Origin of the sequence: Longimicrobium sp., from assembly GCA_036387335.1 — a bacterium.
Classification (GTDB): Bacteria; Gemmatimonadota; Gemmatimonadetes; order Longimicrobiales; family Longimicrobiaceae; genus Longimicrobium.
Genome location: DASVTZ010000259.1, coordinates 1 through 15,109 on the forward strand (window position 1 = coordinate 1; position 15,109 = coordinate 15,109).

Here is a 15,109-nt window from a genome sequence, read left to right on the forward strand (position 1 = left end):
GGGCGGGCGGACACGCAGGTCGGCCCCTACGAGGTTGGTGGTCGAAAAGAGGGGTGCGGGGCGGCGCCCGGGCACGGGCGCGATGAATCGCGCCCCTACAGACCTGCGGGCAACGGCACAGATGCACGCCACCGCCCCCCCAGGTTGTTTTGTGGCAGTTTGGGGGAGGGGCCGCGAGGTGACGAGCGGGGGAGGGGGCCCCTACGTCTTCGCCGCCACCCTCGCCAGCTTCTCGTCCACCACCTGCATCATCCCGCGGAACGACCTGGAGAACTTCTCCACGCCCTCGGTCTGGAGCTGCTCGGTGACGGCGTCCAGATCGATCCCCAGCTCGCGGAGTTCGGCGAGCACCTGGCGCGAGGAGGCCACGTCCTGATCCACCGTGCGGCGCGCGACGCCGTGGTCCGCGAAGGCTTTGACGGTGGCGAGCGGCATCGTGTTGACGGTGTGCGGGCCGATCAACTCCTCGACGTAGATGACGTCGCGGTACTCGGGGTTCTTGGTGGAGGTGCTGGCCCAGAGCGGCCGCTGCACCCGCGCGCCCTGCCCCGCCAGCCGCTCCCAACGCTCGCCCGCGAAGACCTCGGTGAAGCGGTGGTACGCCAGCTTCGCGTTCGCCACCGCCGCCTTCCCCATCATCGCCTTCGCCCGGTCGCCGCCCAGCTTCTCGAGCTGCGCATCGACCGCCGAGTCGACGCGGGAGACGAAGAACGACGCGACCGACGCCACGCGATCGAGTGCCCCGCCTTGTTCCGCCCGCTTCTCCAGCCCGCGCAGGTACGCCTCCATCACGCGCTCGTAACCGGAGATCGAGAAGAGGAGCGTGACGTTGACGTTGATCCCTTCCGCGATGAGCTGCTCGAAGGCGGGGACGCTGTGCTCCGTGCCCGGCACCTTGACCATCAGGTTGGGCCGGCCGACCGCCTTCCACAGCCGCCGCGCCTCCTCCAGCGTCCGCTCCGCGCTGTGCGCCAGCTCGGGCGACACCTCGAGAGACACGAACCCGTCGTGCCCGCCGGCCGCGTCGTACACGGGGCGAAAGAAGTCGCAGGCGCGCTGGATGTCCTGCACGGCGAGCGTCTCGTACGCCCGGCCCGCGTCCGCGCCGTCCGCCGCCAGCTCCTCCATCGCGGAGTCGTAGTCGTCGCTCTTGCCGATCGCTTCCTCGAAGATGCTGGGATTGGAGGTGACGCCGCGCAGATCGTACTGCGCGATCATCGCCTCCAGCTCCCCGTTCTCCAGGATCTCGCGGCGGATGTAGTCCAGCCACACGGACTGGCCGAGGGGGTGGAGCTGGTGAAGCGGAGTGGATTCGGGCATGGGTGTTTCTCCGATGTGGGTACTCAAAACACAAGTCCTATGTCCTAAGTGCTAAGTGCTGAACTGCGGTTACTTAGCACTTAGGACTCAGCACTTAGCACTTCTTTTCTACTTCTCGTCCATTCCCAGCTTCGCCCCGCCGGCCCCCGCCTCCCCTTCCCCGCCGGTCGGCGTCGGGCCGCGGCCGAGGGCGGCGCGGGCGTGCGCGGCGATGTTGGCGGCGCTGAAGCCCAGCTCCTCGAAGACGCGCGTGGCCGGGGCCGATGCGCCGAAGCGCGTGATCCCCACGATGTGCCCCTCGCTCCCCACCCAGCGGTGCCACCCCATCGGGCTCCCCGCCTCCACCGCGACGCGTGCGGTGATGGCGGGCGGCAGAACCGACTCGCGGTACTCGCGCGGCTGGCGCGCGAAGAGCTGCCAGCTCGGCATGCTCACCACGCGCGCCCTGATCCCCTCCGCACGCAGCGCCTCCTGCGCCTCCAGCGTCACCGCCACCTCCGAGCCCGTCGCCATCAGCAGCACCTCGGGATCGCCGCCCTCCGCGTCGGAGAGGACGTAGGCGCCGCGGCGCAGGCCGGATGCGGCGCCGAAGCGGTTGCGGTCCAGGTGCGGCAGGGCCTGGCGGGTCAGCGCCATGAAGATGGGGCCGTCCGTGAACTCCATCGCGAAACGCCACGCCTCCGCCGTCTCGTTGGCGTCGCACGGGCGCAGGTCGACGAGGCCGGGGATGGAGCGCAGGGCCGCGAGCTGCTCGATCGGCTGGTGCGTGGGCCCGTCCTCGCCCAGGCCCACCGAGTCGTGCGTGAAGATGTAGATCGTGGGCTGCTCCATCAGTGCCGCCAGGCGGATCGGCGGGCGCATGTAGTCCGAGAAGATCAGAAAGGTGCCGCCGAAGACGCGGACGCCGCCGTGCAGCGTCATCCCGTTCATCACCGACCCCATCGCGTGCTCGCGCACCCCGAAGTGCAGCACACGCCCCGCGTAGCTCCCCGGCTCGAAGTCGGCGCCGCCGTCGATGTGGGTGTTGTTGGAGCCCGCCAGGTCCGCGCTCCCGCCCATCAGCCAGGGGACGTTTTTGGCGATGGCGTTCAGCGCTTTCCCCGACGCCGCGCGCGTGGCGATCGGCTTCTCGTCCGGCGTCCAGGTGGGAATCTCCGCGTCCCAGCCTTCGGGAAGTCGCCGCTCCAGCGCGCCGTAGAGGCCGCGCGCCAGCTCGGGATTGTCCGCGGCGTACCGGTCGAAGCGCTGCTCCCAATCGCGCTGCATCAGCGCGCCGCGCTCGGTAGCCTGGCGCATGTGGGCCAGCGCCTCGTCGGGGACGAAGAACGGCTCCTCCGAAGGCCACCCCAAGTTGTGCTTGGTGGCGACGATCTCCTCGGCGCCCAGCGGCTCACCGTGCGCCTTTTCGGAGCCAGCCTTCTTGGGCGATCCGTAGCCGATCACGGTGCGGACGGCGATGAGCGAGGGGCGCGGATCGGCCTTGGCGGAGCGGATCGCCGCATCGAGCGCTTCCAGGTCGTTGACGTCCTCCACGCGCTCCGTGTGCCAGCCGCACGCGGCGAAGCGCCCCTGCACGTCCTCGGTGAAGGCGAGGTCGGTGGAGCCTTCGATGGTGATCTTGTTGTCGTCCCAGAAGTAGATCAGCTTCCCCAGCTTCAGGTGCCCCGCCAGCGACACCGCCTCCGCCGCCACGCCCTCCATCAGGTCGCCATCCGAGCAGATGGCGTACACGTGGTGATCCACCACGCGGTGCCCGTCGCGGTTGTAGAGGGCGGCCAGGTGCGCCTCGGCCATCGCCATTCCCACCCCGTTCGCCACGCCCTGGCCCAGCGGCCCGGTCGTCGTCTCCACGCCGGGCGTGTGGCCGTACTCGGGGTGCCCGGGAGTGCGGCTCTCCCACTGGCGGAAGTCCTTGAGGTCCTGCAGCTCCAGCCCGTACCCCGTCAGGTAGAGCATCGAGTACAGGAGCATCGACGCGTGCCCCGCCGACAGGATGAAGCGGTCGCGCCCGAACCACTTGGGATCGAGCGGATTGTGGCGCAGGTGGCGCGTCCAGATGACGTACGCCAGCGGCGCCAGCGCCATCGGCGTCCCCGGGTGTCCCGAGTTGGCCGCCTGCACCGCGTCCATGGAGAGGGTGCGGATCGTGTTGATGCAGAGCTGGTCCAGCTCGCTCCCGCTCGTCGTCCCTGAGGAGGGCATCGTTCTCTGATTCGAAAGTGATTGGATGCTTCGTGCAGTTCCCCCCCTCTCCCGAGAACGAGAGGGGCACCCTCTCCTGTTATCGGGAGAGGGGGCCGGGGGGTGAGGGCCTCCGCTCCCGCGCCGCCGCGTACACCGCGTGCCGCCCCGCGTCCGGCACGAACAGCTCGCCGCCGACGCGCGCCACCGCCGCCAGGTCGTCGATGAGCCCCAGCCGCTCCAGCGCGATGAGCGCCGCGCCGCGTGCCGTCTCCTCGTCCACCGCGGCCAGGCGCACGGGGCGCCCCAGCACGTCCGCGATGATGCGGGTCCACGCGGGCGACGCATGCAGCGCGCCGCCGCTGGCGACCACCTCGTCCGCGGGTCCGTACGCGCCCTCCATCGCGTCCGCCGCGTCCGCGATGCGGTAGGCGACCGCCTCCAGCCACGCCCGCGCGATGTGCAGCGGCGTCGTGGCCAGCGAGACACCGAGGAGCGCCGCGCGCTCGTCGGGATCGATCAGGGGAGGCCGCGCCGTCACCAGCCCCGGGCTCACCGTCAGCCCGTGACCGTCAGGCGGAAGCTCGTCCAGCGCCGCGTCAAGCTCCTCAGCGGCCGGCAGCGCCAGCGTCCTCGACAGCCACGCGAACGCATTCCCTCCGTTCGAAAGCGCACGGCCCGAGACGGTGCGCCGCCCATCCAGCCGGTAGCACCAGAGCGACTCCGGCGCCTGCGGATCGGGATCGGCGCGGAGCACCCGCAGCGCCGCCGATGTCCCCACCGTCAGTCCCATGCGCCCCGGTCCGAAGGCGCCGCTCCCCAGGCTCGCGCACCCGCCGTCGCCCAGCGCGGGAAACCAGGGGACCTCCCCCAGCTCCGGCCACCGCGCCGCCCACTCCGCCTTCAGCCCGCGCAGCGGCTCGTCCGACACCCCCGGCAGCGCCCCCGGCTCCACGCCGACCGCCGTCAGCGTCTCCTCGTCCCACGCGCACGAGCGAAGCCCCAGGAGCCCCGTCCCCGACGCCATCGACAGCGACGTGCGCGCCTCGCCGAAGAAGCGCAGGAGGAGCATCTCGCCCACCGACAGCCAGGTGACGGCGCGCGGCAAGCTATCGCCCGCCTCCGCGCGAAGCCAGAGGAGGCGCGCGGCGGGGTAGGTAGGATGGAGCCAGCACCCGGTTCGCCGGTGGTACTCCGCCGCGTCCATCCGCCCGGCGAGCTCGCGCGCCGCGTCCGCCGCCCGGGCGTCGCCCCACCCGAAGAGCGGCGTGACGGCCCGCCCGTCGCTCCCCACGCCCGCCAAGCCATGCCAGAACGTCGCCATCGCCACCCCTGCGATCTCCGCGCCAACCTTCCTAGCCGCCACCAGCGCCCCATCGATCACCTCCACGCACCGCCCGACGAGCGCCTCGGCGTCGGTCTCCATGGCGCCCTCCTCGGTGCGCCACGAATACTCCGCCCGGGCGGCCCCGAACCCCGGCGGCTCCGCGCCCGCCGCATCGAACAATTCGGCGCGCACGGACGAGCTCCCGGCGTCCAGCGCCAGGATCCACGGCCCCCGTACCGCGCCTGAATCGGTCATGGTCTTGTGGGTGGCGAGTGAACTCGCTGCAACAACAGCACAAAGTCCGCCTGCGCGGACTCCGGGCCGAGATCCGCGCTCCTCGAGACGGCTTCAGTCGTCTTCGCGTGGTTCCAGCCGGGGGATTGGCGATGCACCGGTCCCTCTGTAGGCAAAAGGGCGCCCCCGCGTCCGCGGGAGCGCCCCTCCGTTTTCATGCCACCCCGCCGTCGCCTACAGGTTGCCGCCGGTGTCGTTGCGCCGGAGCGGGTCGGTGGAGCTGTTGTTCAGCCCCATGCTGTCGTTCCCGTTCCCGATTCCCGGGTTGTCGGTGAGCCCGCTCCCGGTCGTCCCACCGAGGCCGGTGCCGCCAAGCCCCGTGCCGGTCGTACCGCCGAGCCCCGCAGAGCCGGCGCTGTACCCGCCGCCACCACCGAGCGTCGGCTCGTCCCGGTGCACCTCGGCGCGCTCGCGGCGCAGGTCGGCCTCGACGGTCTCGGTCTCGGTCACCTGGTTGGTGCGCACCACCAGCTCCTCCTTGGCGACGGTGCGCGTCTCGGCGACCACCTCTTCCTGCGTGAGCGGTACGCGGATCGTCTCGTCCTCGCCGATGGTGGCGCCGCGGGCGGCCATGGAGTCGGTGATCGGACGGCGCTCGACGACCGCCTCCTCGTGCATCACCGGCACGCTCTCGGCCACGTGGCGAGTCTCGACGTGCTTGTCGATCTCCACCTGCCCCGCCTGCACCTGCCGTGTGCCCACCGCCAGCTCCTCTTCGGAGAGCGTGACGCGCTGCTCGCCCGCGCCGGTCTCCGCGCCGCGCCCGAAGAAGCGGTTGTCGTCGAAGGAGTCGTGCGTGTAGAAGTCGGTGTCGTGCGAGCCGGCCGCGGCCATCCCGGTGTCGCTCTCGACTTCGGTCGCCGCCGGGCCGCCGGGGAAGCTGTTGCGCACGCTCGTCTCGTAGTCGCGCGTCACGGGCGACTGGTCGTAGGCGGGCATCGTGCGCAGATCGGTGGAGGCGATGTTGTCCACCATCACGCGGTCGGCGCTGCGGTCCAGGCGCGCGTAGCCGATGGGCACGAGGACGTGGCGGTCGGGCTCGGCCATCAGGCCGTTCTCCACCTCGACGTCCAGGTAGCGCACCTTCATCGCGTTGGTGTCGATCAGCAGCTCGTCCACCTCGCCGATCGTCCGTCCGTCGGAGGCCACCACCTGCCAGCCGCGCACGTCGGGATCGCCCTCCGCCACCTTGAAGTCGTCCAGCTGCCCCAGCGGTACCACCCGATCCATTTCGCTCGCCATGGGATGTCTCCTTCGTGGTTTCGCCGGCTCCCGGTGCCGCGCCGCGCCGGCTCGATCCTCAGAGGGGAATCCGCCCCTCCCCGCCCACCGGGGGAGCCGGGACCCATCGCAACAGCCGTTCCACGCTTCCCTTGCAAGCGCCATCTGTTACATCGCGCCAACTATGGACAAACATGATGCAACACGATAACGTTGTGCCCGGAATCGCGCCCATCGCGCCGCCGCCACCCTCCACCGGAGACCCTGATGCTTTCCACCGTCCAATCGCCCACGGGCCTGCTCGAGAAGGCCGACGTCCTCACCGAGACCGAGCTCGACACACTCCCGGTCGGGATGATCCAGCTCAACCGCGATGGCACCGTCCTGAAGTTCAACCAGACCGAGTCCGACCTGGCGCGCATGCTCAAGGAAGAGGCGATCGGCAAGAACTTCTTCGACGAAGTGGCGCCGTGCACCAAGGTGCAGGCGTTCCACGGCCGCTTCCGCGAGGGCGTGGCGGCGAAGAGCCTCAACACCTCCTTCAACTACCAGTTCCGCTTCAAGGACGGCCGGCAGAAGGACGTGGTGATCTCGATGTTCTACAGCACGAGCACGGAATCGGTGTGGGTGCTGGTGCAGCGGCCCTGAGAGTGCGTAAGTGCGTCAGTGCGTGAGTGCGTTTCAACCCGGCGCACTTACGCACTCACGCACTAACGCACTTCTGTTTGCCGGAGGAAGGATGGCGAAGCGGGAATGGCCGAGGCGCCTTGGATTCGCCGTCAAGGTGGTGGGGCGCGAGGGGCTCAAGAGCAACGATGCGCGGAAGTGGCAGTCGAACCCGCACCTGCGCGTCTCCATCGACTACCTGCACCCGATCCTGGACTACCTGAACGAGGTGGACATCCGCATGTACCGGATCTCCTCCGACTTCGTGCCGTACTCCACGCATCCGGACATGCCTCAGTTCCACGCGCAAGTCCGCGAGTGCGCGCACGAGCTGGCGGAGCTGGGGCGCCGCGCGCGCGACTTCGGGATCCGCCTCTCGCTGCACCCGTCGCAGTACGTCCTTCTCTCCGCGCAGGACCCCGCGATCAACGCCAAGGGCATCGCCGACGTCAACGCGCAGGCGGAGCTTCTCGACGCGATGGAGCAGGGACCCGAGGCCGTCGTCGTGCTGCACCTGGGCGGCGCGTACGGCGACAAGGATTCCGCCATCGCGCGATTCGTGGACAACTTCGCCCGCCTCTCCGAATCCGCCCGCCGCCGCCTGGTGATCGAGAACGACGAGACCGTCTACTCGATGGCCGACTGCCTGCGCGCCCACGAGGCCACCGGCGTCCCGCTCGTTTTCGACCACCAGCATCACAACCTGAACCCGGGCGGGCTCAGTGTGGGCGAGGCCGCGCGCAAGGCGCTCGGCACCTGGGGCGGCATCCAGCCCAAGGTGCACTTCTCCTCCCCCAAGATGGACCTGCGCACCATCGTGCGCGGCAAGAAGGAGGTCACCGTCCCGCCCCTCCTCTCGCAGCACGCGGACTTCGTGAATCCCTGGGAGTTCGCCTGGTTCCTCCGCGAAACCGCCCCGCTCCCCTACGATGTGATGCTGGAGGCGAAGCAGAAGGACCAGGCCCTGCTGAAGCTTCGCGCGGACCTGGACAAGCTGCGGCTGTGGTGAGGGGGCCGGGGGTAGCCGGGGGCAGCCCCGGCGGTTGAAACCGCTGCAACAACCGCGGGAAACCTGCCTTCGCAGGTTGGGCGGCGGCGAGGTTGGTGTGGGGGGCGGTGGGGACGGTCCCGCGGCCAAGTTCCGGGGGATGAATCCCCCGGCTGGAACCACGGGAAGACCGCTGAAGCGGTCTCGCAGGCGGCCGAATGCGGTGCACGCCCGTAGCACGTGGCGGGACGTATTTACAGCCCCCTCTCTCGATAACGGCGAGGGCGCAGCCCTCTCCTGTTATCGGGAGAGGGGGCAGGCGAGTGTAACGAGCCGGGGGTGAGGGTCGTCACCCCAACCGCCGCAGCACTGCCTCCCCGGCGGCCACCGTCCCCAGCGATCCGCCGAGGTCCGAGGTGGTCTCGTCGGCGAGGACGGCGGATTGGACGGCGGATTCGATGCGCGCGGCGGAGGCGTCGTCGCCCAGGTGGCGGAGCATGAGTGCGGAGGTGAGGATCGCGGCCAGGGGGTTGGCCTTGTCCTGCCCCGCGATGTCCGGCGCGGAGCCGTGCACCGGCTCGAAGAGGGAGACGCGCCCCGGGTGGATGTTGCCCGAGGCCGTCAGGCCCAGGCCGCCTACGAGTGCGGCGCCGAGGTCGCTCAGGATGTCGCCGAACAGGTTGCCCGTGACGATCACCTGGTAGCGCTCGGGGCGGCGCACGAGGTCCATCGCCAGCATGTCCACGTACAGGGCCTCGCGCTCGATCTCCGGGTACTCCTTTGCGACCTCGGCGAAGACGCGGCGCCAGAGGCCGCCCGCGAACTCCATCGCGTTGGCCTTGTCCGAGAGGGTGACGCGGGAGTGGCCGTGGGCGCGCGCGTAGTCGAAGGCGGCGCGGATGATCCGCTCCACGCCCTTGCGCGTGTTCATGTCCTCCTGCACCGCGACCTCGTCCGGCGTCCCCTGCTTGAAGGTGCCGCCCATCCCCACGTACACCCCCTCCGTGTTCTCGCGGAAGATGACGAAGTCCAGGTCCTCTACCGTCTTCCCCTTGAGCGGGCAGAGGCGCTCGTCGAGGAGGCGCACGGGGCGGAAGTTGATGAACAGGTCAAGCTTGAAGCGCATCCCCAGCAGGATCTGGCGCGCGTGCTCGTTCCCCGGCACGCGCGGATCGCCGAGGGCGCCCAGCAGGATGGCGTCGTAGCTGGAGGAGAGCTCGGCGAACTCGGCGTCGGTGATCGTCTCGCCGGTCTCCAGGAAGCGGTCGGCGCCGTGGGGCCACTCCACCAGCTCCAGGTCGGGCCGCACGGCGCGCAGCACGCGCTCGGCCTCGCGGGTGACCTCCTTGCCAACGCCATCGCCGGGGAGCACCGCAACGCGGGCCATGATCTCTCGCCTTGTTCTCTCGATGGAAGGTGCCGCAACGAAGCGCGCCAACGTACCCGGATGCGGGTGCGGGCGTCAAGCATCCCAACTGCAGCCTCACACAGAGGCACAGAGGGGTAAAACAAGAAAAAGGAGGACGGGGTGTCCTCCTCTTCCTTGCCGTCTTCTCTGTGTCTCTGTGTGAGGCTTTGCCGGAATCTAGCGCGCGTTGGCGATCGAGGAGGTGTAGGCGGACACCGCGCGGATCTGCTCGTCGGAGAAGGTGCCGTCGCCGCGCGCGGGCATGGGGACGGGGAACTCCTTCGGGGTCGCGACGCCGTTGCGCGTGACGGCGATGATCTCGTCGAAGGAGCCGTTCCCCTCGATCCAGGCGCGGTCCGTGAGCGATGGGCCCAGCGCGGTGCCGCCGCCGTTCTCGCCGTGGCACATGACGCACGCCTTCAGGTACAGCTCGCGCCCCTGCTCCCCCGCCTCGCGCGGAACGCCGGGAGGAAGCACCCCCACGGGCGCCGCGGCAACTGGGCGGCCGGCCTCGGCCGTGGTGGCCGGCGCCGAGCTGCCGCCGCCGCTCTTGCGCGCTCCGCCGCCGCGGTCGCACGCCATCACCACCATCGCCGCCGCCACCCACCAGGTCCGTCGCCGCATCAGCTCATGTCCGCCGGTCGCAGGAAAAACGGAACGTCGCGGGGGGCGCGTCACCGCAAGCGTTGTTCCGGGGAGGGCGGCGCGACGCGCGCGCCCGGCTCGCGCGGCCATCCGCACGTCGCGCAGAACCTCCACTCCGGCTCAATCATGGAGCTGCACTCCGCGCATGGCACCGGCACCAGGCACTTGCCGCACGACGGGCAGAAGCGCACCGGACGGTCGCCAGGAAGCGGGGTGCGGCAGCCGGGGCACGCCGCAGCCCGCTTCGGCGCCGTCACTTCGGCGGCAGGCGCGGCTCCGGCCTCGGCGGGGACGGAGCGCTGCGCGGGGACCGGCTGGGCGGCGGCCAGCACGGTGACTTCGGGGGCGTAGGGGTTGAGGTACACCCCCACGCTGGCGTAGTCGCGGTAGATCCCCAGGATCGGGTTGGTGGCGCGAAGCTCACGCTGCAGCTCCTCCTGCACCTCGGGGCGCTCCACGATCACGTAGTCGCGTTCGCCGGAGAGAAGGCGCAGCAGGGCGTGCTCGTACTCCGCCAGCTCGCTGAAGCCGAGCTCGCTCCGCACCAGGCGGTACGGCACCAGGTTCTGGTACACGTCTCCCACCGTCACCTGTGCGTCCGGCTGGCGGAGGAGAACGTCGGCGACCCGCCGGTACAGGCGGTCGAGTGCGTCCATCGTAGGAGGTACCCCGGAAAGAGAAGCGGCCCCGGTCAGGGGGCCGCGGGAAGCTGGCCCTGCGGCGTGGCGGCGGGCGCGGCCGGGATCTCGGGGAGCGCGCGTGGCACCAGCTCGCGCACCGCCACCGGCGCACCCTCGCGCGCCTGCTCCGCGTCCCGCCCGAGCCCCGCCTCGCGCAACGCCCGCACGAGACCGACCCAAGCGCGCTCGTTCTCCCTGTCCGATTTGATGGCGAGTCGGAAAGCGCGAACTGCCTCAAGCGGCTTGCCCGAGTCGAGCAGGAGGTGCCCGAGTTCCGAGTTGAGTCCCGCGTCCTCCGTGTGGGACACGAGCCCGGCGCGGAGCTCCTTGAGGGCATCCTCTCGACGGCCTGCCTCGCGATACACCGCAGCCAGGCGCAAACGCCCCTCCGGGTCCTCCGGGCGGGCGTTGGCGTACTCACGAAGCTCCTGGGCGGCGGTCGCGATCTTTCCCTCGCGCACCAGCCGGTCGGCGCGCTCCAGGTCGCCGCCGCGGTTGCCGCTCACGGCCCAGGCGGCAAGGAGCACGATGGCCGCGATTCCCGCCGCGCCCGCCAGAAACGCCAGCGGCCTGCGCCCCCGGTCGCGCGGGACGGTGTGCACGCGGGTGGCGTCGTCGTGGGCCGGGATCGGCGCCTCTGCCTCTTCAGCGAGCACGGGGTCCTCCAGCAGCGGGGCCGGCGCGGCGGGCGCGGAAAGAAGGTGGCGCTCCAGCCCGTCGGCCACCGTGCGGGCCATCTCGAAGTCGCGCACGCTCGGCTCCGCGCCCTCAGACACGCGCGCGGCGACGGCGCCCAGCTCGTGCACGCCCGCCGCCAGCTCCAGCGACAGGCGGTCGCGGCGGCGCAGCTCGGCCAGCAGTTCGTCGGTCGAGAGGTCGTCGGGGGAGAGGGCGCGCAGCCGCAGCTCCACGGGCGCGGTGGGATCGTCGCGCAGCACGCGGCGCAGGGTGCTCTCGGCGGCGCGGGCCACGCGCACCAGGGCGCCGGGGCTGGCCGTGCCGCCGCGCAGTGCGCTGATGTCGCCCGCGACGCCGCGCAGCGGGCGCAGGGTGCTCTCGGGAACGGGAAGCACGGCTAGTCCTCGATGCGGAGGAGGCCCAGCCGCGCTCCGCCCCGCACGAACGCTTCGGGCGAGTCGTACGGCAGGTCGCGCCCGATGCTCTCCAGGATCCGCCGCGAGGTGCGGCGCATGAAGGTGGTGACGGGCATGGACGGATCGCTCTCGTCGCGCATCCGCTCCACGATCTCCTCCCACGTCCCCTCGAACACGGACCCCTCGCTCGTCCGCACGCGATGCTGCTCGGCGGGGACGCCGGTGGTGTTGAGCATGCGCAGGATCATGTCGATCTGCGGCGCCAGCTCCAGCACGGGCGGCGCGTCCTCGGCGCTCTCGAACTGCGCCTCCACCTCGGCCAGAAGGTGGTCCACCTCGTCCGGCTCAATCTCCAGCTCGATCAGCCGCTGACGCCAGGGGTCGAGTCGCGCATCGTCCTGCGCCATCCCCTCCAGCGCGCACTTGAGCTCCACGTAGCGCCAGAGCGAGAGCGTGTCCCAGTGCTCCGCGGGCGGAACGCGCTCCAGCTCGCGCAGTGCCCCGCGCGTGTCGCCGCGGTCGTGGAAGAGGTGGGCCAGGTAGATGCGCGCCTCGTGCAGCTCCGGCTCCAGCCGCAGGGCGCGGCGCAGCTCGCGGCGCGCGCCCAGGTCGTCACCCAGCGCGTGCAGCGTGTAGCCGCGGGCCGCCGCGACCTCGGCGTTGTCCAGGTGCTTGCCCGCGAGCGACGAGAAGCGCACCCGCGCATCGGCGAAGAGCCCCTCGCGGTACAGGGCGCGCCCCATGGTGAGCCCCAGCTCCAGGTCGTCCGCCAGCCCCAGGTCGTCCACGCGGGCGAAGCAGCCGAGCGCCGCATCCACCTGCCCGAACTTGAGGAGCGTCTCACCGAGCCCCACCCAGGCGTCCTCGTACTCCTCGTCGGAGCGCAGCCCTTCCTCGAACGACTTGCGCGCCCACGCGTACTCCTCGCGGGCGATGCGCACGTAGCCCATCCCCACGTGCAGGAGCGCGGAGTCTGGGTGGTGGCGCAGCCCCTCGCGGAGGATCTCGAGCGCCTCGTCGTAGTCGCCCGACTCGTACAGGCGGTGAGCCCGTTCGTCGAACTCTTCGGAGCTGAGGAAAGACGTTCCCATGCGGTGTTCCCAGGCGGCGGGAGCGCGCGGGCACGGCGGCCGCGCGTCGGGGGGCCCACGGGGAGCCCGGCGTAATATAAGCGCCCCGTGGACGCCGCACCAAGGCCTTGCGCGCACACGCGGGGGCGGGGTTGCAGTGTGCGGCCCGCGGGGCCAGATTCAGGACGCCCCGAGTGCCCCGAACCGCAAGGAATCCGTCATGTTCGACTGGCTGCGCCGCCGCCGCCTCTCCGCCGAAGCCAAGCGCAAGCTCCTCATCGTCGCCGCCCGCAGCGAGGAGGCGATCGTGGAGACGCACGTGGCCAACATCTTCGACCTGGTGGACGCGCTGGCCGGCGAGGTGGACGTGGACCGGGCCCTTGAGCTGTACGCCGAGCTCATCCCGCTGGACGAGCACGTCTCCGCGATGGTCACCAACCGTGTCCTGGCGCGGCACGACGATCCGGCGGGCAGGGGTCCGGCGCGGGCGCCGGGCGCGCGGCGGTACGCGAACGTGTTTCGTGAAGAAGGAGTGCGTTAGTGCGTGAGTGCGTTAGTGCGCTTTTGAGGACTTAGGACTCAGCACTCAGGACCTGGCAGTTCCTCCCGCCCTTGCGACACCTCGCGCACGGGGCGATTTTGCCGCGTCTTTTACCCCGGCGGCAATGGAATACGAATACATCGACACTCCCGAAGGGCTCCGGCGCACCGTGGAGCGGCTGCGCGGGCTGCCGCTGATCGCGGTGGACACCGAGGCGGCGGGATACCACCGGTTCTTCGACCGGATGAGCCTGGTGCAGATCTCCTCGCGCGAGGAGCACTTCCTGGTCGACCCGTTCACGGTCGGCAACCTTGACCCGCTCGCCGACCTCCTGGAGGACCCCGCGGTGGAGACGATCTTCCACGACGCGGACTACGACCTGCGCATCCTGGACCGCGACGCGGGGCTTTCCGTGGCGGGGCTCTTCGACACGCAGATCGCCGCCTCCTTCCTCGGCGAGAAGTCGCTGGGGCTGGGGAGCATCGTGGAGAAGTACCTGGGGCTCAAGCTCCCCAAGGAGTACCAGCGCGCGGACTGGGCGGAGCGCCCGCTCACCGAGGGGATGAAGCAGTACGCCGCCACCGACACGGCGCACCTCCCCGCCCTGCGGGACAAGCTCCGCGCGGCGCTGGAAGAGCGCGGCCGCCTGCACTGGGCGGAGGAGGAGTTCCGCCGGCGCGAGCTGACCAAGTTCGTGGAGCCGGAGGAGGGGCGCGAGGCGTTCCTCAAGATGAAGGGCGCGCGCGACCTGGCCCCGCGCGGGCTGGCGATCCTGCGCGAGCTGCACGAGTGGCGCGAGGGCGTGGCCCGCGAGCGCGACCAGGCCACCTTTCGCGTCCTCAACAACCAGGCCCTCCTGGAGATGAGCGCCGCCCCGCCCGAGGACCAGCGCGCCCTGCGCAACATCACCGGCGTCTCCGAAGGGATGGCGCAGCGGCGCGGGCGCGACATCCTGGCGGCGGTGCAGCGCGGCCTGGCCGTCCCCGAGGACCAGCTCCCCCGTTTCCCCCGCGCGCAGCGCTGGGACCGCGACGTGGAGCTGGAGGAGCGCGTGGAGCGGCTCAAGCAAGCCCGCAACGCGCGCGCGGAGGAGCTGGACATGGACGGCGGCTTCCTGATGAGCCGCGCGGTCCTGGAAGAGGTGGGGAAGGCCCGCCCGCGCGACCTGGAGCAGCTCGCCGCGGTCCAGGGCGTGCGCCGCTGGCAGGTGGAAGCGCTGGGCGACGCGCTCCTCAAGGTGCTGTGACCCCGATGAACGGATCAGCGACGATGCGACAGATTACGGACGACCAGGGACGGGTGTGGGAAGCGGTGGGCGCCGAGGCGGTGGTGGCGCACATGCGCAAGGGCGCCGTGCTCGCCTTCCGCCCCGCCGAGGAGCCCGCCGCCGAGCCGGTGCGCACCACGATCACCTTCAACAGCCCCGCCGCCGCCGACCTCGCCATCCGCGGCATGAGCGACAAGGAGCTCCGCCGCCGCCTCGACTGGGCGAAGACGTCAGCGGGCGTGGCGTAGAGGCCCTCACCCCCCCGCCCCCCCTCTCCCGATAACAGGAGAGGCTGGCGCCTCTGTTATCGAGAGAGGGGGGAGAACGCCGCCTGACGCCCACGTGCCGGTGCGTTGCGCCGCTCCGCTGCTCGCCTCCCGGAACACGAAAATCCCGTAGGGGCAGAC

14 protein-coding genes are annotated in these 15,109 nt (G+C 71.0%); 5 read left to right on the forward strand and 9 right to left on the reverse strand.

Annotation, left to right across the window (positions count from 1 at the left end; genetic code table 11):
- Positions 1 to 201: 201 nt before the first annotated feature.
- From tal to VF647_25930, 4 genes are all read right to left on the reverse strand, one after another.
- Positions 202 to 1,320, reverse strand: a complete 1,119-nt coding sequence (gene tal / locus VF647_25915; protein HEX8455543.1) for a transaldolase — start codon at positions 1,318 to 1,320, stop codon at positions 202 to 204.
- A 108-nt stretch (positions 1,321 to 1,428) separates the two neighbouring features.
- A complete protein-coding gene (tkt, locus tag VF647_25920; protein ID HEX8455544.1) occupies positions 1,429 to 3,522 on the reverse strand; it encodes a transketolase in 2,094 nt (697 codons plus the stop codon).
- Positions 3,523 to 3,601: 79 nt separating this feature from the next.
- Positions 3,602 to 5,083 carry a gluconokinase gene (locus tag VF647_25925; GenBank protein HEX8455545.1) on the reverse strand — a complete coding sequence of 494 codons (1,482 nt, stop codon included), beginning with the start codon at positions 5,081 to 5,083 and terminating at the stop codon, positions 3,602 to 3,604.
- A gap of 213 nt (positions 5,084 to 5,296) precedes the next feature.
- Entirely contained in the window at positions 5,297 to 6,364 is a 1,068-nt protein-coding gene (locus VF647_25930) for a DUF2382 domain-containing protein (protein ID HEX8455546.1), read from the reverse strand.
- 246 nt (positions 6,365 to 6,610) lie between these two features.
- On the opposite strand from VF647_25930, the gene VF647_25935 reads away from it, so the two are divergent.
- Positions 6,611 to 6,991, forward strand: coding sequence for a PAS domain-containing protein (locus VF647_25935; protein HEX8455547.1), 381 nt, complete (start codon positions 6,611 to 6,613; stop codon positions 6,989 to 6,991).
- A 91-nt stretch (positions 6,992 to 7,082) separates the two neighbouring features.
- Positions 7,083 to 8,018 carry a UV DNA damage repair endonuclease UvsE gene (uvsE, locus tag VF647_25940; GenBank protein ID HEX8455548.1) on the forward strand — a complete coding sequence of 312 codons (936 nt, stop codon included), beginning with the start codon at positions 7,083 to 7,085 and terminating at the stop codon, positions 8,016 to 8,018.
- Positions 8,019 to 8,346: 328 nt separating this feature from the next.
- On the opposite strand, the gene VF647_25945 is transcribed toward uvsE, so the two are convergent.
- The 5 genes from VF647_25945 to VF647_25965 form a co-directional block, all read right to left on the reverse strand.
- A complete protein-coding gene (locus VF647_25945; protein HEX8455549.1) occupies positions 8,347 to 9,384 on the reverse strand; it encodes a 3-isopropylmalate dehydrogenase in 1,038 nt (345 codons plus the stop codon).
- A gap of 198 nt (positions 9,385 to 9,582) precedes the next feature.
- Positions 9,583 to 10,029 carry a cytochrome c gene (locus VF647_25950; GenBank protein ID HEX8455550.1) on the reverse strand — a complete coding sequence of 149 codons (447 nt, stop codon included), beginning with the start codon at positions 10,027 to 10,029 and terminating at the stop codon, positions 9,583 to 9,585.
- 50 nt (positions 10,030 to 10,079) lie between these two features.
- Positions 10,080 to 10,706, reverse strand: coding sequence for a zinc ribbon domain-containing protein (locus VF647_25955; protein HEX8455551.1), 627 nt, complete (start codon positions 10,704 to 10,706; stop codon positions 10,080 to 10,082).
- Between the two features lie 35 nt (positions 10,707 to 10,741).
- Complete coding sequence (locus VF647_25960; protein ID HEX8455552.1) at positions 10,742 to 11,803, reverse strand: tetratricopeptide repeat protein; 1,062 nt, start codon at positions 11,801 to 11,803, stop codon at positions 10,742 to 10,744.
- A 2-nt stretch (positions 11,804 to 11,805) separates the two neighbouring features.
- The gene (locus tag VF647_25965; GenBank protein ID HEX8455553.1) at positions 11,806 to 12,915 is read right to left on the reverse strand and encodes a tetratricopeptide repeat protein; all 1,110 of its coding nucleotides are present in this window, start codon (positions 12,913 to 12,915) and stop codon (positions 11,806 to 11,808) included.
- Positions 12,916 to 13,114: 199 nt separating this feature from the next.
- Between VF647_25965 and VF647_25970 the strand changes: the two genes are divergently transcribed.
- The 3 genes from VF647_25970 to VF647_25980 all read left to right on the forward strand — a co-directional run bounded on the left by VF647_25970 (position 13,115) and on the right by VF647_25980 (position 14,950).
- Entirely contained in the window at positions 13,115 to 13,435 is a 321-nt protein-coding gene (locus tag VF647_25970) for a hypothetical protein (GenBank protein HEX8455554.1), read from the forward strand.
- A 124-nt stretch (positions 13,436 to 13,559) separates the two neighbouring features.
- On the forward strand, positions 13,560 to 14,681 hold the full coding sequence (locus VF647_25975) for a ribonuclease D (protein HEX8455555.1): 1,122 nt from the start codon (positions 13,560 to 13,562) through the stop codon (positions 14,679 to 14,681).
- Positions 14,682 to 14,704: 23 nt separating this feature from the next.
- Positions 14,705 to 14,950, forward strand: a complete 246-nt coding sequence (locus VF647_25980; GenBank protein ID HEX8455556.1) for a hypothetical protein — start codon at positions 14,705 to 14,707, stop codon at positions 14,948 to 14,950.
- The last annotated feature ends 159 nt before the right edge of the window (positions 14,951 to 15,109 follow it).

Coding starts and splice junctions, on each gene's coding strand:
- tal (HEX8455543.1), bottom strand. CDS start 1,320: ATGCCCGAATCCACTCCGCTTCACCAGCTCCACCCCCTCGGCCAGTCC.
- tkt (HEX8455544.1), bottom strand. CDS start 3,522: ATGCCCTCCTCAGGGACGACGAGCGGGAGCGAGCTGGACCAGCTCTGC.
- VF647_25925 (HEX8455545.1), bottom strand. CDS start 5,083: ATGACCGATTCAGGCGCGGTACGGGGGCCGTGGATCCTGGCGCTGGAC.
- VF647_25930 (HEX8455546.1), bottom strand. CDS start 6,364: ATGGCGAGCGAAATGGATCGGGTGGTACCGCTGGGGCAGCTGGACGAC.
- VF647_25935 (HEX8455547.1), top strand. CDS start 6,611: ATGCTTTCCACCGTCCAATCGCCCACGGGCCTGCTCGAGAAGGCCGAC.
- uvsE (HEX8455548.1), top strand. CDS start 7,083: ATGGCGAAGCGGGAATGGCCGAGGCGCCTTGGATTCGCCGTCAAGGTG.
- VF647_25945 (HEX8455549.1), bottom strand. CDS start 9,384: ATGGCCCGCGTTGCGGTGCTCCCCGGCGATGGCGTTGGCAAGGAGGTC.
- VF647_25950 (HEX8455550.1), bottom strand. CDS start 10,029: ATGCGGCGACGGACCTGGTGGGTGGCGGCGGCGATGGTGGTGATGGCG.
- VF647_25955 (HEX8455551.1), bottom strand. CDS start 10,706: ATGGACGCACTCGACCGCCTGTACCGGCGGGTCGCCGACGTTCTCCTC.
- VF647_25965 (HEX8455553.1), bottom strand. CDS start 12,915: ATGGGAACGTCTTTCCTCAGCTCCGAAGAGTTCGACGAACGGGCTCAC.
- VF647_25970 (HEX8455554.1), top strand. CDS start 13,115: ATGTTCGACTGGCTGCGCCGCCGCCGCCTCTCCGCCGAAGCCAAGCGC.
- VF647_25975 (HEX8455555.1), top strand. CDS start 13,560: ATGGAATACGAATACATCGACACTCCCGAAGGGCTCCGGCGCACCGTG.
- VF647_25980 (HEX8455556.1), top strand. CDS start 14,705: ATGCGACAGATTACGGACGACCAGGGACGGGTGTGGGAAGCGGTGGGC.